This window comes from Enterobacter cloacae, from assembly GCF_011078175.1.
Lineage (GTDB): Bacteria > Pseudomonadota > Gammaproteobacteria > Enterobacterales > Enterobacteriaceae > Enterobacter > Enterobacter cloacae_Q.
The window spans coordinates 473,078-488,118 of sequence record NZ_JAALCJ010000001.1 but is presented as its reverse complement, the minus strand read 5'-3'; the positions used below and the strand labels follow the sequence as shown (position 1 = coordinate 488,118).

15 protein-coding genes and 1 pseudogene are annotated in these 15,041 nt (G+C 57.0%); all 16 read left to right on the top strand.

Annotation, left to right across the window (positions count from 1 at the left end; all coding sequences use genetic code 11):
* The first annotated feature begins 16 nt into the window (after positions 1 to 16).
* On the top strand, positions 17 to 733 hold the full coding sequence (tagF, locus tag G6Q29_RS02325) for a type VI secretion system-associated protein TagF (RefSeq protein ID WP_165464372.1): 717 nt from the start codon (positions 17 to 19) through the stop codon (positions 731 to 733).
* An 11-nt stretch (positions 734 to 744) separates the two neighbouring features.
* Positions 745 to 1,761, top strand: coding sequence for a type VI secretion system protein TssA (tssA, locus tag G6Q29_RS02320; RefSeq protein WP_165464371.1), 1,017 nt, complete (start codon positions 745 to 747; stop codon positions 1,759 to 1,761).
* A 75-nt stretch (positions 1,762 to 1,836) separates the two neighbouring features.
* A complete protein-coding gene (gene tssB / locus G6Q29_RS02315; RefSeq protein WP_008502644.1) occupies positions 1,837 to 2,361 on the top strand; it encodes a type VI secretion system contractile sheath small subunit in 525 nt (174 codons plus the stop codon).
* A gap of 3 nt (positions 2,362 to 2,364) precedes the next feature.
* Positions 2,365 to 3,864: a type VI secretion system contractile sheath large subunit gene (gene tssC, locus G6Q29_RS02310; protein WP_006810956.1), complete on the top strand. Its 1,500-nt coding sequence runs from the start codon at positions 2,365 to 2,367 to the stop codon at positions 3,862 to 3,864.
* Positions 3,865 to 4,238: 374 nt separating this feature from the next.
* Complete coding sequence (locus G6Q29_RS02305; protein ID WP_014884229.1) at positions 4,239 to 4,721, top strand: Hcp family type VI secretion system effector; 483 nt, start codon at positions 4,239 to 4,241, stop codon at positions 4,719 to 4,721.
* Between the two features lie 58 nt (positions 4,722 to 4,779).
* Positions 4,780 to 5,262 (top strand): type VI secretion system amidase effector protein Tae4, encoded by a 483-nt coding sequence (locus G6Q29_RS02300; RefSeq protein WP_047054901.1) that lies wholly within the window; start codon positions 4,780 to 4,782, stop codon positions 5,260 to 5,262.
* Positions 5,259 to 5,612, top strand: coding sequence for a T6SS amidase immunity protein Tai4 family protein (locus G6Q29_RS02295; RefSeq protein ID WP_165464370.1), 354 nt, complete (start codon positions 5,259 to 5,261; stop codon positions 5,610 to 5,612). Before G6Q29_RS02300 ends, G6Q29_RS02295 begins: the two co-directional genes overlap by 4 nt.
* A gap of 42 nt (positions 5,613 to 5,654) precedes the next feature.
* A pseudogene (locus tag G6Q29_RS21845) lies at positions 5,655 to 6,644 on the top strand (hypothetical protein).
* A 1-nt stretch (position 6,645) separates the two neighbouring features.
* Positions 6,646 to 7,044: a hypothetical protein gene (locus G6Q29_RS02285; protein ID WP_165464369.1), complete on the top strand. Its 399-nt coding sequence runs from the start codon at positions 6,646 to 6,648 to the stop codon at positions 7,042 to 7,044.
* Between the two features lie 112 nt (positions 7,045 to 7,156).
* Complete coding sequence (tagH, locus tag G6Q29_RS02280; protein WP_165464368.1) at positions 7,157 to 8,932, top strand: type VI secretion system-associated FHA domain protein TagH; 1,776 nt, start codon at positions 7,157 to 7,159, stop codon at positions 8,930 to 8,932.
* Entirely contained in the window at positions 8,929 to 9,726 is a 798-nt protein-coding gene (locus G6Q29_RS02275) for a PP2C family protein-serine/threonine phosphatase (protein WP_003859969.1), read from the top strand. Before tagH ends, G6Q29_RS02275 begins: the two co-directional genes overlap by 4 nt.
* A gap of 16 nt (positions 9,727 to 9,742) precedes the next feature.
* Entirely contained in the window at positions 9,743 to 10,729 is a 987-nt protein-coding gene (locus G6Q29_RS02270; protein ID WP_165464367.1) for a hypothetical protein, read from the top strand.
* Between the two features lie 9 nt (positions 10,730 to 10,738).
* The gene (locus tag G6Q29_RS02265; RefSeq protein WP_165464366.1) at positions 10,739 to 11,551 is read left to right on the top strand and encodes a type VI secretion system accessory protein TagJ; all 813 of its coding nucleotides are present in this window, start codon (positions 10,739 to 10,741) and stop codon (positions 11,549 to 11,551) included.
* Positions 11,544 to 12,107 carry a type VI secretion system baseplate subunit TssE gene (tssE, locus tag G6Q29_RS02260; protein WP_165464365.1) on the top strand — a complete coding sequence of 188 codons (564 nt, stop codon included), beginning with the start codon at positions 11,544 to 11,546 and terminating at the stop codon, positions 12,105 to 12,107. The genes G6Q29_RS02265 and tssE overlap by 8 nt, the downstream gene beginning before the upstream one ends.
* Positions 12,108 to 12,109: 2 nt before the next feature.
* A complete protein-coding gene (gene tssF / locus G6Q29_RS02255; RefSeq protein ID WP_040117760.1) occupies positions 12,110 to 13,981 on the top strand; it encodes a type VI secretion system baseplate subunit TssF in 1,872 nt (623 codons plus the stop codon).
* Positions 13,978 to 15,021: a type VI secretion system baseplate subunit TssG gene (gene tssG, locus G6Q29_RS02250; RefSeq protein WP_165464364.1), complete on the top strand. Its 1,044-nt coding sequence runs from the start codon at positions 13,978 to 13,980 to the stop codon at positions 15,019 to 15,021. Before tssF ends, tssG begins: the two co-directional genes overlap by 4 nt.
* Positions 15,022 to 15,041 lie beyond the last annotated feature (20 nt).

The following is a 15,041-nucleotide window of genomic DNA, read 5'->3' as shown; positions in this document are numbered from 1 at the left end:
CCGCAAGGACAGCCGTATGACGAATACCCCTGCGATGAACCGTTATAGCTGGTATGGCAAATTACCCAGCGCCGGAGATTTTTTGCAGCGTCGCTTTCCGGATACCCTGCAACGCCAGTGGTCGCACTGGTTCCAGGTCGGCCTGCTGGCCTGGCAACAGGAAGAGCAGCGCAGCGGCGAGCGCCCGTTTTCAAAAGCCCCGGTGTGGAATTTTGTCGTTCCACCGATGCTCGGTAGCCAGATGATTCAGATGGGCTGCCTGCTGCCGGGCCGTGACAGCGTAGGCCGCTACTATCCGGTATGCCTGCAACTGAGCTTTACCCCGGCCGAGTGGTCATCCCGCCTGCTCGGGCAGGCTGAAAGCTGGTACCAGCAGCTTGGCCGTCTGGGGCTGCACGCGGTGCGTAACAGCTATTCTGCCTCCCGGCTGGATGAAATGCTGATGACTATCCCGGCGCCCCAGCCCGTTGAGCCGCAAAAGCGTTCCGACATTCTCGACGTGATTGGCTATGACGACGATGGTCAGAGCTCGCTGGGCTGGCCGCAGGCGGCGGAGTGTTTTGATCCGCTGCGCCAGACCAGCTACTGGTGGACCAACCGCTGCGACGGTTATCCGCTGTACACCCACGTCCACAGCGGAAATTTCACCGGGCAGCTCTTTACGCTGCTGTTCGATCCGGCAGGCGGTGCCCGTCCGGGTCGCCACGGTCTTTACCCGCCTATGTTTGAATAAGCAGGGATCTTATGAATATCGATGAATTTCTCGCGCCGATAAGCCCCGATAACCCCTGCGGTGAAAACCTGGAGTACGACGCTGAATTCCAGGCCATGGGGCAGGCCAGTCAGGGGAAAGCCGAGCAGCAGTTTGGCGACACCATCATTCCGGCAGAGCCTGCCGACTGGAACACGGTGGAAAAACTCGCCACCAGCCTGCTGGGACGCACCAAAGATCTTCGCGTCATGCTGGCGTTAACCCATGCCTGGACGCGTCGTCGCGGGTTGGCAGGTTACGCCGAAGGGCTACTGCTGGTGCAGGAAGCTCTGTCCCGTTACTGGGAGCAACTGTACCCGCTTCTGGAAGAGTATGGCGAAACCGATCCGTTCTACCGCATTAACGCCCTCGCCGGGCTGAGCGATAAATCTGACCTGACGGTCGCGGTGCGTAACGCCTCACTGATCCGCTCAAACGGCGATGAGATTTCGCTCCGTGACGCGCAGGCACTGCTCGACGGTAGCAAAACCGAATGTCCGGATTATCCTGGCGGTCGACCACGACTGATCGACGAGCTGGCGCGCGGCGACCAGCCCGGCACCGAAGCGGTTATCGTGATCAACGAACGTCTGCTGGCGATCCGCGAACTGCTTACCGGCTATCTCGGGGAAAGTGGCGTACCGGAGATGGAACAGCTGCTGAAAACCGTCGGGCTGGTTTCCAGCGCCTGTCAGGTGACCGATATCAGCAAGCTGCTGCCGAACCGTGACGCGCAGGCAGAACAGCATACCGAGCCGCAGCCGGTGGCCGCGTCGCCCGTTCAACAGGTAACGGACTGGCGCAGCGTGCAGGTGACCAGCCGCGCCGACGCCCAGCTGATGCTGGAAAAAGCGAAGCAGTATTTTGCGCAGTACGAACCCAGCCATCCCGCACCGCTGATGATTGAACGCGTGCAGCGGCTGTCTGAACTCAACTTTATGGACATTATTCGCGACCTGGCGCCGGACGGCGTTAACCAGCTGGAAAACATCTTTGGACGCCGCGAATGACGCGTCCTGGCATTATGACGACAGGCATGGAGTCTGCCGTTTCACCTTCACCGCGCATCTTTGATGGAGAACATCATGGCAATGAGTAACAGTGGACAGAAATTCATCGCACGCAACCGTGCTCCCCGCGTGCAGATCGAGTACGACGTAGAGATCTACGGCGCAGAACGCAAAATTCAGCTGCCGTTTGTGATGGGCGTGATGGCCGATCTGGTTGGCAAGCCGGTGGAAAACCTGCCAGCCGTCGACGAGCGTAAGTTCCTTGAAATCGACATCGACAACTTCGACGAACGCATGAAGGCGCTGAAGCCGCGCGTGGCGTTCCAGGTGGATAATACCCTGACCGGCGAAGGTAAGCTCAACGTCGATCTGACCTTCGACAGCATGGACGACTTCCTGCCGGACGCGGTGGCCCGCAAAGTCGAGCCGCTGAACAAGCTGCTGGAAGCCCGCACCCAACTCTCCAACCTGCTGACCTACATGGACGGTAAAAACGGTGCGGAAGAGCTGATTGCGAAAATTCTCCAGGATCCGACGCTGCTCAAATCCCTGAGCCAGTTGCCAAAAAATGACGAAAGTGCGAAAGGTAGCGAGGAATAATCAATGAGCAACCAGACTCAACAACACGATCAGCAGGCGGGCCAGGCGTTCAGCCAGGACGAGTTCAGCGCGCTGCTGAATAAAGAGTTCCGCCCGAAAACCGATCAGGCACGCTCTGCCGTAGAAAGCGCGGTTAAAACCCTGGCGCAGCAGGCGCTGGAAAACACCGTGACCTTCTCAAACGATACCTACCGCACCATTCAGAACCTGATTGCCGGTATTGACGAGCAGCTTTCACAGCAGGTGAACCAGATCATTCACCACGAAGAGTTCCAGAAGCTGGAGAGCGCCTGGCGCGGTCTGAGCTACCTGGTGAACAATACCGAAACCGACGAGATGCTGAAGATCCGCTTTATGAGCATCTCCAAGCAGGAGCTGGGCCGCACCCTGAAGCGCTATAAGGGCGTGGGCTGGGACCAGAGCCCGATCTTCAAAAAAATCTACGAGCAGGAGTACGGCCAGTTCGGTGGCGAGCCGTTTGGCTGCATCGTCGGCGACTACTACTTTGACCACAGCCCGCAGGACGTTGAACTGCTGGGCGAAATGGCGCGCATCGGCTCTGCGGCCCACTGTCCGTTCATCACCGGTACCGCACCGGGCGTGATGCAGATGGAGTCCTGGCAGGAGCTGGCTAACCCGCGCGATCTGACCAAAATCTTCCAGAACACCGAATACGCTGCCTGGCGTTCACTGCGTGAATCAGAAGATGCCCGCTACCTGGGCCTGGTGATGCCGCGCTTCCTGTCGCGCCTGCCTTACGGCATTCGCACCAACCCGGTCGACAGCTTTGATTTTGAAGAGCAGACCGACGGCGCGAACCACAACAGCTACTCCTGGGCGAACGCCGCCTATGCGATGGCGGCCAACATCAACCGCTCCTTTAAAGAGTACGGCTGGTGCACCTCGATTCGCGGCGTGGAGTCCGGCGGGGCGGTGGAAAACCTGCCGTGCCATACCTTCCCGAGCGATGACGGCGGCGTGGACATGAAGTGCCCGACCGAGATCGCCATCAGCGACCGTCGTGAAGCGGAACTGGCGAAAAACGGCTTTATGCCGCTGGTGCACCGCAAAAACTCCGACTTCGCCGCCTTCATCGGCGCGCAGTCCCTGCAAAAACCGGCCGAGTATCATGACCCGGACGCCACCGCGAACGCGCGTCTGGCCTCCCGTCTGCCGTACCTGTTTGCCTGCTGCCGCTTTGCCCACTACCTGAAGTGCATCGTGCGCGACAAAATCGGCTCCTTCCGCGAGCGCGAAGAGATGGAGCGCTGGCTGAACGACTGGGTGATGAACTACGTCGACGGTGACCCGGCGAACTCCTCCCAGGAAACCAAGTCCCGTAAACCGCTGGCGGCGGCGGAAGTGCAGGTGCAGGAGATCGAAGACAACCCGGGCTACTACGCCGCGAAGTTCTTCCTGCGTCCACACTACCAGCTGGAAGGTCTGACCGTTTCCCTGCGTCTGGTATCTAAACTGCCGTCGCTGAAGACGAAGGACGCGTAAGAGCGTCAGACTGCTGACTACGTGCGTTTTGTGAGTTTCGCCCGGCGGCGCTACGCTTGCACGAGCCTACAATCAAACGTGCAATCAATTGATATCGTTGCTCAATGTAGGCCGGGTAAGCACAGCGCCACCCGGCAAGAAAGACGGCTAAATTGCTAATGCTGTCCTTAACTGGTTCCACAATAAAGCACAGTAATAAAGACTTCACATTCATTCCGTTATTTCGGGGGAATGTAAGACTGTCAAATGACACGGGTCGTTTGATATGAGGCAGAGGTAAAATATGGACGGTTTTATTCAGCCCCATGCTTTCCTGTTTGCCATATAAGGGCTTTTTCGAAAGCAATATTGTTCATCCACGAAGAGTAGATATTATGGCTATTGATATGTTTCTGAAGGTCGAGGGTGTTACGGGCGAATCTAAAGATTCTAACCACACCGGCTGGACTGATATTACCTCCTTCTCCTGGGGCGCGTCCCAGCCAGGTAATATGAGCGTTGGCGGTGGCGGCGGTGCCGGTAAAGTGAACTTTAACGATCTGCACGTAAACGCTCTGATCGACAAATCCACTACAGCAATCCTGAAACACTGCGCAAGCGGTAAACACCTGACCAAAGTTGAACTGTCCGTCTGCAAAGCGGGTGGTCAGCAGGTTGAATACACCCGCATTACCCTGGAAGACGTTCTCGTGACTTCCGTTCAGTACACCGGTGCAGACAACGGCGATACCGTTGGCGTGACCTATGCATTCCAGGCTGCGAAAGTGAAACAGCAGTACTGGGAGCAGACCACTGCCGGTGGTAAAGGTGCTGAAAGCAGCGCTGGCTGGAACATCAAAGAAAACAAAGAAGCGTAACAGGAGTGGGCCCGAAAGGGCTCACTTTAGCCTGTACTTTCAAAAAGGGAAAATACTTATGCGTCCTGCTTTTGGTGCCGCCTGGAACAGATTCAGAGAAGTTAATGTCAATGTCGAAACGGTGGGCAAATTATTGGGTGGAAAAGTCCAGCACAATATTGAAGCCGGAATTTTTCAAAATGCATGCCCCATTCGTATGAGCTACGTTTTAAATTATTGTGGCGTTCCAATTCCCTCCAACAGCAGATATGCGACGGTTACGGGGAGTGATAAAAAACGTTACATGTATCGCGTAAAGGATATGATTGCTTTTCTGCCAACTGTACTGGGTAATGCAGATATGACGGTGACGTCTCCAATACCAAGCCAGTTTGCAGGTAAACAAGGTATTATTATCTTTAGCGGTCACGGCTGGAGCGATGCCACTGGACATGTCACGCTCTGGAATGGGAATATTTGCTCCGATGATTGCCATTTCTTGGGTTCTCCCGGTAATGGTTCGTTTATTCCTGGCAGCGCTACGCTCTGGAGCCTGAAATGAGCCGTTTACTCGCTTTCGTACTCGCGTTAAATACCTCATATACCATCGCCCATACACTCCCGGACGTTAACACCTTTTCTCAACAACAGATTTTTGAAAACTGGGTGCAGAATCGCTGTATCGGCAAGATTGCGGACAGTGCGACGCTGAAAAATGATGCAAAGGCAAGCGCCGCAGCATGGCTGGAAGTCAGTAACCTGCCTGCCGAGAATTTCGAAAAAGCCGACGAGGTTATTAACTCCTTACTGAAACAAAAGCTAGGTGGTACGGCACCGGCAAACTATGAGGTATTAAAGTGCAGCTTAATTTCCCATAGCGATGCGATTCGCCAACTCAATGTCCAAAAATAAACTTTCTGCAAAGGCTACACATTAAAAATACAAGGAGTTTCCATGGCAAGTCCGTCAAACGTTGCTCCAGGTTACTGTGTCGTTCAGCAACCCGGCACTCTGGATTTTCAGGCAAGACAGCTATTTGGCACTGCGCGCAATGAAAAATCCGAGTATTTTATGCAATTGAATAAAGACACTGCGTGGCTCAAACCCGGACAAATATTAATTGTTGCTGACCCGCTCGGCGATAATCAAACTCAACAGATCAATAGCTTAGCCATTGCGAAAAAGAAGGTGACCAACGCGCTTGCGACTTTGGATGGAGCCACCGCTGAATTTTTGAAAAATAATTATGATAATATAAAAGCCATTACAGGCTGGGGCGATACAATCGTCGGGGGCGTGAGCGGTACAGGTGAGTCATATTTTAAGTAAATTGAAAATATTTTAATTAAAATTGAAGCCACCTATCAAAATCAGTACAGGACACAAGGTGCGCTTTTTGGCCAACAATTTTATGCTGAGCGTAATGCACTTTTCGCGCAATTGAAACCCTTGTTAAATAAAATAACTAAAAAACAGCTTAAGTTTAAAGATTATGCGGATCTTAAGAGAGCATTAGGACTGTCCACGAAATCAATAGTCCATGAATGGAGTACAGTTGGTATTGGCGCAATCCCCGGATACTCAACATATATTGACAGAGCTGCCAGAATTACCTCTTACCTGAAAGCAGGTGGATGGGTTGCTTTAGGTTTTTCTTTTATGAATACGTCTAACGAAGTTTATCATGCCTGCACTACTGGAAGAGAACATGAGTGCAGCAGAGTTGCAGTGACTGAATATAGCAAATTTGGAGGCGGTGTCGCTGGTGCTGCATTAGGCTCCTCCCTTGCGGCTCCTGTTTGTCTTGCATTAGGTGTGCCCACAGCGGGGACAGGTACACTCATCTGTGGTTTAGTGGTTGGTGCAGTCGGGGCAGCGGGCGGAACACAAATCGGTGGGTTTGCAGGAGAACAGCTAAACAATTTAATTTTTAGCGGAGAATAAAGTGATTTTTAATAATATTTACTCTGCTGTTATTATCTGTCTCTTTATTGCTTTTATAGGCATAGTCATTTCATTTTATATAGACTATCGGAAAAATTATCGCCATGTTAATCAAATATATGCGATATTAACAAAACAACAGCTGCTCAAAAAAGAAGATTATCAAACCTGGCAAAATCTTGGGTTCTGGGGATTTGGTTTCCTCACCACAATTTTATCACGGGTCTTACAGGGTAAGCGTGTGAGATTAACTGAGTGTCGTTGGCTTGAGCCACAGTCGTGCAATGAAATTTTTTCTGATTTTGATTTGTCATGGGTTAAGTCGTATAAAAGAAAAATACTTATTGCCACTGTTATATTTTTACTGCTGTTAATTCTTTCGAGCATTAATAGTGTCTGATTTTATTTTGAAAATTTTAATGATGCCTTTCTGAATTAACCCCCAAACCCCGCCGTTTTCACCCCCGAGAGCGGCAGCGTTTGAGCGCTAATCATACCAGCAGGAATACGCCATGCGATTCACGATTATTTCTACGAAACCCGGTCATCAGCCGCCGCAAAGCAGCTGTGATTTTTATGCCCCGGGCGGCACCATTGGGCGCGGTACGGATAACAATCTGGTGCTGCCGGACAACGATCGCACCATCTCGCGTTTGCAGGCCATCGTTCACGTCGACGCCAGCGGCGAATGTCGCGTCACGAACCGCGGCAGCGTTACCCGCGTGGTATTGAATGATATTCCGCTGGAGCGTGGGCGTCAGGTTGAGCTTCAGGATGGGGATATTCTCGGTATTGATGATTATCGCATTGAAGTCAGCGAACTCATTCATGACACCCAGCCCGTAAGCCGCATGGCGGCCAGCATGCAGCAGGCGCGCCCAGCGGCGACACCTGCGCCAGCGCCACAACCGAAACCGGCCAGCGTCGCGCCTCGCGGAAAAGCTGAACCTACGGCCGTGCCGTCGGAAATCTGGGACAGCCTGATGCAGGAGTTTTCCATCTCCGACAGCATCTCCAGCAACCGGGCAAAACCACAGCCCGCGGCGTCCCACGACCCGTTCTCCCAGCCTGCGGCTCCGGATCGGAATGCCGAAGATCCGCTGGCGATGTTCAACGACGCCGAACCGTCGCTTGAACGTAAAAACGTTGACCCGGACACGCTGTTCAGCGATGAAGCGTTGTTTAAAAAAGAGAGCATCTTTGACGATGTCACCCCTTCAACGCTGGTACAGCCGGACAAAAGCAAACCTGCCCAGCCAAAGGAAGAGGCGTCGGATGAACTCGATCCGTTAGCCCTGTTTGGCGGGTCGGCGAGCGCGCCTGCCGCGCGTCACGATGACCCCCTCGGCCTGATGGGCGGCGCACCGTTAACCCATCCGGATGAAATCGTGGCCGATAAGCCGGAGCCAAAGCCTGAACCGCAAGCCGCACAGGAAGAGGATGCGCTGGCCGGCTCACCGCTGTTCGATTCGGAACCGACTGAACCACAGGTTGCGCCGCGCGCGGAAGAAGAGCCCGCGCGTCCTGATTACGCTGGCATCACCATGCCAACGCCGCAGGCCGTGGCGCGCAACAACGCGCAGGCGCCTAAAGGCCGCCTGCGTATCGACCCGGTTAAAAACGCTGTATCGCCTGCTGCCTCCGCGCAGACCGGCGAGCGGGGCGAGGTGCTTCAGGGCGAACTGCTGGAGGCGCTGCTGGAGGGCATGGGCCTGAGCGAAATGCAGCCGGTGCCGCAGTTTGACCGCGAAAATATGCGTCAGCTGGGGCAGATCCTGGGCATGTTCTCGCAGGGGACCGTGGCGCTGCTCTCCTCGCGCTCCATCCTCAAGCGTGGGGTGAAAGCCGATATGACCATGGTGCTCGACGATGCGAACAACCCGTTCAAACTGCTGCCGACCGGCAAAACGGTGCTGATCCAGATGTTCGGCACGCCGATGCCGGGCTTTATGCCGCCGACCAAATCGGTGCGTGATGCGCTGATCGATCTTCAGGCGCACCAACTGGGGATGATCTCCGGTATCCGCGCCATTATCGCCGCCATGCTGCAATCCTTTAACCCGGAACAGCTTGAAGAGCAGGCGAAACAGAACGGGATGACGTCACGCCTGGCGCTGCCGGGCAGCCGTAAAGCCGCGCTGTGGGATTATTTCGTTCGCAGCTATGGCGAGACGGCGGGCGAGATCGAGGACGACTTCCATACCCTGTTTGGCGAAGCCTTCCTCCATGCCTATGACATGGAGGTCAATCAGTACAAAGACTCACAAAGCGGATCGGAAGAAAAATGAATATCGCAACGGCTTCTCTCTCCCGCCAGGGGACGCGCGCCAGCAACCAGGATCAGACGGGAGAAACCATCGGGGAACGTTCAGCCTGCTTTGTCGTCTGTGACGGCATCGCGGGCCTGCCGGGCGGCGAGGTGGCCGCTGAGCTGGCCCGCAACAGCATTATTTCCCGCTTTGACGGCGACAAGCACCTGAATGCACAGCATATTCGTGACTACGTACAAACGGCGAACCGCACCATCCTCAGCGAACAACAGGCCGTGCAGGACTATCGCCGGATGGGCACCACGCTGGTCAGCCTGTTTATCGACCGGGATTACCGTCTGGCTTACTGGGCGCACGCCGGTGACAGCCGCCTGTACCTGTTTCGCCGCGGCTGGCTGTGGCACGTCACCACCGATCACAGCCTCGTCCAGCAGATGAAAGATGCCGGGCATCAGACCGACGATCTCAACAGCAACCTGCTGTATCTGGCGCTGGGTATTGAGAATGGCGGACCGGAAGCGAGCTACAGCGATGTTGTGCAGGTTGAGGACGGTGATGCGTTTTTACTCTGCACCGACGGTTTCTGGCACGGCGTCAGCGAAGAGCAGATGAAGCAGTCGCTGCACATGGTCAATACGCCACAGGAGTGGCTGACCTTAATGAACCAAATCATTCAAAAGAATGCCGAACAGGAGGGTAATGCTCAGGATAACTATACCGCCGTGGCGGTGTGGATGGGCAACCCCCAGGACACCACTTTGCTGCATACGCTCTCTGACGCAGCACAATTTCTTCCCTGCGGAACTGATTAGACACACAAGGATTGATATGAAACTTTGGCTATCGGGTTTGGCTCTTCTGACGGTGGCGACCACCGCACAGGCTGAAAACTTCCGCATCGTGCAGTCTCCTGCGCAGAAGCTGGATATCTGGATCGACAACATTAAAGACAATACGCCGCAAAGCTGGTGTAAGTCGGACGTTGCGCTGCGTATCGTGGCGAACGGCAAGAAAGAGGTGTCGGTGCTGGAAAACTTCGTGCCGCGCCTTGGCTCGCTGCTGGAGCACCAGTGCAGCAAGCTGAATACCCTGAACTGGACGCTTAACGATCCGGAAGGCACGACGCTTGCACGGGGCACAGCGGCTAAAGCGCAGGACTGGGCGCTGGTGGTGAAACAGCAGGAAACGGCGGCGGCAACGACCACCACCTCAGGCGCGCTGCTGCCGCCTGACCAGAATCCGGAGACGCACACCGTAGCGGCAGATCGTACGCCATGGCAGGAATTCACCCTTCAGGACGGTTGCCACCTGCGCACCTTCTGGGAGGGCGGTTCCTCCGCGCCGGCGCTGTTTATTCCGGACTCCGACACCACCCGCTGCGGCAACGGTAGCTGGCTTAGCGGCCACACCGTGGTGACGCAGAACCGTAACGGGACGCAGAAAGCGATTCCGGTCACCTACATTCACGGCTTCCCGGTGATGGGGTTGAACAACGCTGTCGATGCTGAAAGCGCGCTGATCACCTCCGTCAACAAAGAACGCATGGTCTTCAGCACCCAGAACAGCAACCAGAGCTGGATGATACTGCCGTACGACAGCACCCTTAACGGCTGGAAGAGCAACGGCACGGTGGCGGTGGAAATCACCCGTGAGATCGCCAGCGACGACGCCAGACTCCAGGCACGTATCGCAGAGGTGAAGAAGATCTGGACCCCATGGGTTGCACCGGGCGCGGAGCTGAACGTTGTACTGATTGACACGCTGCGTCCGCAACTGCGCGATCCGGCTGTGGGTGCCTGGCGCGCGGCGAATTAAGGAGGGGCTATGAATACGCTTTATCAACGTCTGGCGGGTGAGTCGATTAGCGACGCGCTGCTTCGCCTGGAAGCCGATATCAAGGCCCGTCCGGCGGATGCCGATCTGCGCGCCGCGTTTGTGCAGTTTCTGATCCTCAGCGGCAACTGGGCGCGTGCCCTGACCCAGCTGAAAAGCTGGCTGGCGCTGAAGCCGCAGGCTAAACCGACCGTAACGCTGTTGGAGCAGGCCATTCAGGGTGAACAGCAGCGGGCGCGCGCGTTCGCGGGAGAGGTACGACCGGCAATGCCCGAGGCGCAGTGGCCGTGGCTGACGACGTTAGCCCAGGCGCTGACCGAAAGCGCCGGGCAAGCGCAAACGCTGCGCCTGGCGGCGCTCGAACAGGCACCGGCAAGCCGCGGGCAGGTCACGCTGGAGAATGAAGAGAGCCACACCTTTGAATGGCTGATGGACGGCGATGCCCGTCTGGGGCCGGTGTGTGAAACCCTGGTCAATGGCCGCTATTTCTGGGTGCCGTTCTGCGCCATCGACGCGATCCGTTTTCAGGCTCCGGCCAGCGTGACCGATCTGGTGTGGCGTCATGCGCTGGTCCGCCTCAGGGACGGCACCGAGCAGGTGTGTCAGCTCCCGGCGCGTTATCCGTTTGCTGACGGAGCGCCGGACAGCGTTAAGCTGGGGCGCACCACCGAGTGGCTCCCGCTCGACGATGACGGCGTCCTGTATGAAGGCATGGGGCAGAAAGCCTGGCTGAGCGAGCAGAGCGAAAGCCCGCTGCTTACCCTGAGCCTGGTGACGTTTGCTGCGGAAGGTGCGGATGAGTAATCCCGCTGGCGAAGGCGATCTGCTGCGCAGCGGCTGGCAGGCCCGCAGCAGGCATGAGAAAGTGGGGGCGCGCGACAAAATGCAGCCCTCGCTGCTGGATCGCCTGACGGATAACGATCCGCAAAAAAAACGCGAGTCCGCTAACAGCAATCTGATCACCCACGCCGCGCTGCGTCGCAATGTCCTGCGGGACTTACAGTGGTTGTTTAATACCATCAACCACGATGCCTCCAGCGATCTGAGCGGGCTGACGCAGGTGAGCCGTTCCGTCGTTAACTTTGGCGTTGCGCCGCTGGCGGGGAAAAGAATGTCCGATATTGAATGGCACGACATTCAGCGCAAGCTCACCGAAGCGATTATTAACTTTGAGCCGCGGATCCTGCCCCAGGGGCTCCAGGTTCGCTGCGTATCCGATACCTCCTCATTAGATCTGCACAACGTTCTGTCTATCGAAATCAAAGGCCGCCTGTGGTGCGTACCGTATCCGCTGGAGTTTCTCTTTCGCACGGACGTCGATCTGGAGAATGGCCATTTTGAACTGAAGGATGCGGGGTAATCATGGAAAGCAAACTGCTCGAATATTACAACCGTGAACTGGCCTATCTGCGCGAGATGGGCGCGGAGTTCGCCGAACGCTACCCGAAAGTGGCGGGGCGACTCGGCATGCGCGGCATCGAAGTGGCGGACCCGTACATTGAGCGCCTGATGGAAGGTTTCGCCTTCCTGACCTCCCGCGTGCAGATGAAAATGGACGCTGAATTCCCGCGTTTTTCACAGCGTATGCTGGAGATGATTGCGCCAAATTATCTGGCGCCTACGCCGTCGATGGCGATCGCTGAGATCCAGCCCGACAGCAGCCGCGGCGACCTGAGCAAAGGCTTTATTGTGCCGCGCGGCACCATGATGGACAGCCTGGCGCTGAAAAAAACCGGCGTTACGTGCAGCTATACCACGGCGCACGAGGTCAACCTGCTGCCGTTAAAAATTGAGCGGATCGAGCTGGGCGGCGTTCCCGCCGATCTGCCGCTGGCCCAGCTCGGCCTGAGCCAGCGGGGGATCAGCAGCGCCTTGCGGATCCGCATTGCCTGCGATGGCCCGCAGCACCTCGGACACCTGGATTTTGACCGCCTGGAGTTCTTCTTAAGCGGCCCGGACATCGAGGCGCTGAAGCTGCTGGAGCTGGTCATGGAGCACCACGCGGGCATCGTCTGCCAGACGGTCAGCAAGCAGCCCCAGCGCCAGCTGTTATCGTCTGACGCCCTGCGTCAGGAGGGCTTTGACGCGGACCAGGCGCTGCTCCCGGACGATCTGCGCAACTTTGACGGCTATCGCCTGTTGCAGGAGTACTTTGCGTTTCCGGCGCGTTTTCGCTTCATCAGCCTGAGCGGGCTGGGCAAATTGATCCAGCGCTGCGAAGACGAAAAAGCGTTTGATATCTTCATTCTGCTCGACAAGAGCGACGATCAGCTGGAGCGCGTGGTGGATGCCAGCCACCTCGCGCTGCATTGCACGCCGGTGATCAACCTGTTCCCGAAAGTGGCGGCCCGGCAGAAGCTGAGCGAAAGCCAGCATGAATACCACCTGGTGGTGGATAATATCCGACCGCTGGATTATGAAATTTATGCCGTGAAAAAAATCTATGCCAGCGCGGATGGTCAGCGGGACGACCAGACGTTTCGTCCGTTCTGGAGTACCTGGAGCGGAGACGCGGGCAACTACGGTGCCTATTTTTCCCTGCGCCGTGAGCAGCGCGTTCTCTCCGAACACGCGCTGCGTTATGGCACCCGGACGGGCTATATCGGCTCGGAGGTCTTCGTCTCCCTGGTGGATGCGCAGCACGCGCCGTGGCAGGAGAATTTGCGCTACATTTCCGCCGAGGTGCTGTGTACCAGCCGCGACCTGCCGCTGATGCTCCAGCAGGAGCTTGGGCAGTTTATTATGGCCGACTCCATGCCGGTGAAGGCCTTAACCCTGCGTAAAGGCCCGACGCCGCCGCGGCCGGCGCTGGCGGAAGGGTTCAGCACCTGGCGGCTCATCAGCCAGCTGCAAATGAACTACCTCAGCCTGATGGACAGCGAAAACGAAGAGGGCGCTGCCGCGCTGCGTCAGCTGTTAGGGCTGTACGCTAACCTCGCCGAGACGCCGGTTGCCCGTCAGGTGGATGGCGTTCGTCACTGCGTGCTGGAGCCGGTGCACCGCCGCGTGCCGGAGCCCGGCCCGGTGGTATTCGCCCGCGGGATAGGCATCACCCTGACGGTGGACGAACGCGCCTTTTCCGGTGCCAGCCCGTGGCTGTTCGGCAGCGTGCTGGAACGCCTTTTTGCCCGCCTGGTCTCTATCAACAGCTTTACGGAGTTCACGCTCAAGAGCCAGCAGCGCGGCGAAATCGGCTACTGGGCGCCGCGCATGGGTAAAAGGGCGCTGGTATGAGTGAAGTTGCCCCTGCTACGCTGCGCGTGCATCGCCTGACGCCGCTGCCCGATGCGTTCTGGCGCGGAGTGCGCGAGACGCCGTGGCGCTACGATCTGTTTCAGCTGTTAAGACGCATTGATGCCCAGGACGGTGTGCGTTACCCGCTGGGGCGCGCGCCGCTGCCGAAGTTTGAGCCGCTGCGTATTGGTCAGCAGCCTTCAATGGGGTTTGCGCCGTCAACGGTTGCCGAGGTCCGGCAGAGGGAAGAGAACGGACTGCATGAAGTTTCCATTCTGAGCTTCGGCCTGTTTGGTCCTAACGGCCCGCTGCCGGTGCACATGACCGAGTATGTCCGCGAGCGTATTCATCATCATCAGGATCACAGCCTCAGCGCGTTTGCCGACCTCTTCCACCACCGCCTGACGCTGCTGTTCTACCGCGCCTGGGCGGACGCGCAGCCCGCCGTTTCACTGGATCGCGACGACAACAGGCGCTTCGAAGGGTATCTGGCATCGCTGATTGGCATGGGGCAGCCTGCCCAGATGTCGAAAGGCAGCCTGAGCGCGCATGCCCGATTTACTCACGCCGGGCACCTGACCCGCCACGGGCGGGATCCGGAAGGGCTGGAGAAGATCCTGCGCAACTATTTCAACGTGCCGGTCAGGCTGGTGGCCAACGTCCCGCAGTGGATGCCGCTCTCTACGCGGGAGCAGGCACAGCTGGGTGAGGGGCGTCGCCTGCCCCGCATGGGAGAGTCCGCTTTTCTCGGCATTGCGGTACGCGACGTGCAGCATAAATTTCGGCTTGAGATTGGCCCGTTGAGCGCAGACGACTACAACCGTTTTCTGCCGGGCGAAGGGTGGGTCACCGAACTGCGCGACTGGGTGCGACAGTACGCCGGGGTGGAATTTGAATGGGAAACACGGGTGATCCTGCGTGCCGATGCGGTACAGGGCGCCACGCTCGGTGGCACCGGGCGATTAGGGTACAACACCTGGCTGGGCCTTCAGCCTCAGCCTGTTCCGCGTGGCGATCTGGTGTATCGCACAGAGCGATAATCCTTCCGTATACCGAATCA

Excerpts from the sequence above, each read along its gene's own strand:
- tssG (WP_165464364.1), top strand. The coding sequence starts at position 13,978 with ATGAGTGAAGTTGCCCCTGCTACGCTGCGCGTGCATCGCCTGACGCCG.
- G6Q29_RS02305 (WP_014884229.1), top strand. The coding sequence starts at position 4,239 with ATGGCTATTGATATGTTTCTGAAGGTCGAGGGTGTTACGGGCGAATCT.
- G6Q29_RS02300 (WP_047054901.1), top strand. The coding sequence starts at position 4,780 with ATGCGTCCTGCTTTTGGTGCCGCCTGGAACAGATTCAGAGAAGTTAAT.
- tagF (WP_165464372.1), top strand. The coding sequence starts at position 17 with ATGACGAATACCCCTGCGATGAACCGTTATAGCTGGTATGGCAAATTA.
- G6Q29_RS02295 (WP_165464370.1), top strand. The coding sequence starts at position 5,259 with ATGAGCCGTTTACTCGCTTTCGTACTCGCGTTAAATACCTCATATACC.
- G6Q29_RS02270 (WP_165464367.1), top strand. The coding sequence starts at position 9,743 with ATGAAACTTTGGCTATCGGGTTTGGCTCTTCTGACGGTGGCGACCACC.
- tagH (WP_165464368.1), top strand. The coding sequence starts at position 7,157 with ATGCGATTCACGATTATTTCTACGAAACCCGGTCATCAGCCGCCGCAA.
- G6Q29_RS02265 (WP_165464366.1), top strand. The coding sequence starts at position 10,739 with ATGAATACGCTTTATCAACGTCTGGCGGGTGAGTCGATTAGCGACGCG.
- tssE (WP_165464365.1), top strand. The coding sequence starts at position 11,544 with ATGAGTAATCCCGCTGGCGAAGGCGATCTGCTGCGCAGCGGCTGGCAG.
- tssA (WP_165464371.1), top strand. The coding sequence starts at position 745 with ATGAATATCGATGAATTTCTCGCGCCGATAAGCCCCGATAACCCCTGC.
- tssF (WP_040117760.1), top strand. The coding sequence starts at position 12,110 with ATGGAAAGCAAACTGCTCGAATATTACAACCGTGAACTGGCCTATCTG.
- tssB (WP_008502644.1), top strand. The coding sequence starts at position 1,837 with ATGGCAATGAGTAACAGTGGACAGAAATTCATCGCACGCAACCGTGCT.
- tssC (WP_006810956.1), top strand. The coding sequence starts at position 2,365 with ATGAGCAACCAGACTCAACAACACGATCAGCAGGCGGGCCAGGCGTTC.
- G6Q29_RS02275 (WP_003859969.1), top strand. The coding sequence starts at position 8,929 with ATGAATATCGCAACGGCTTCTCTCTCCCGCCAGGGGACGCGCGCCAGC.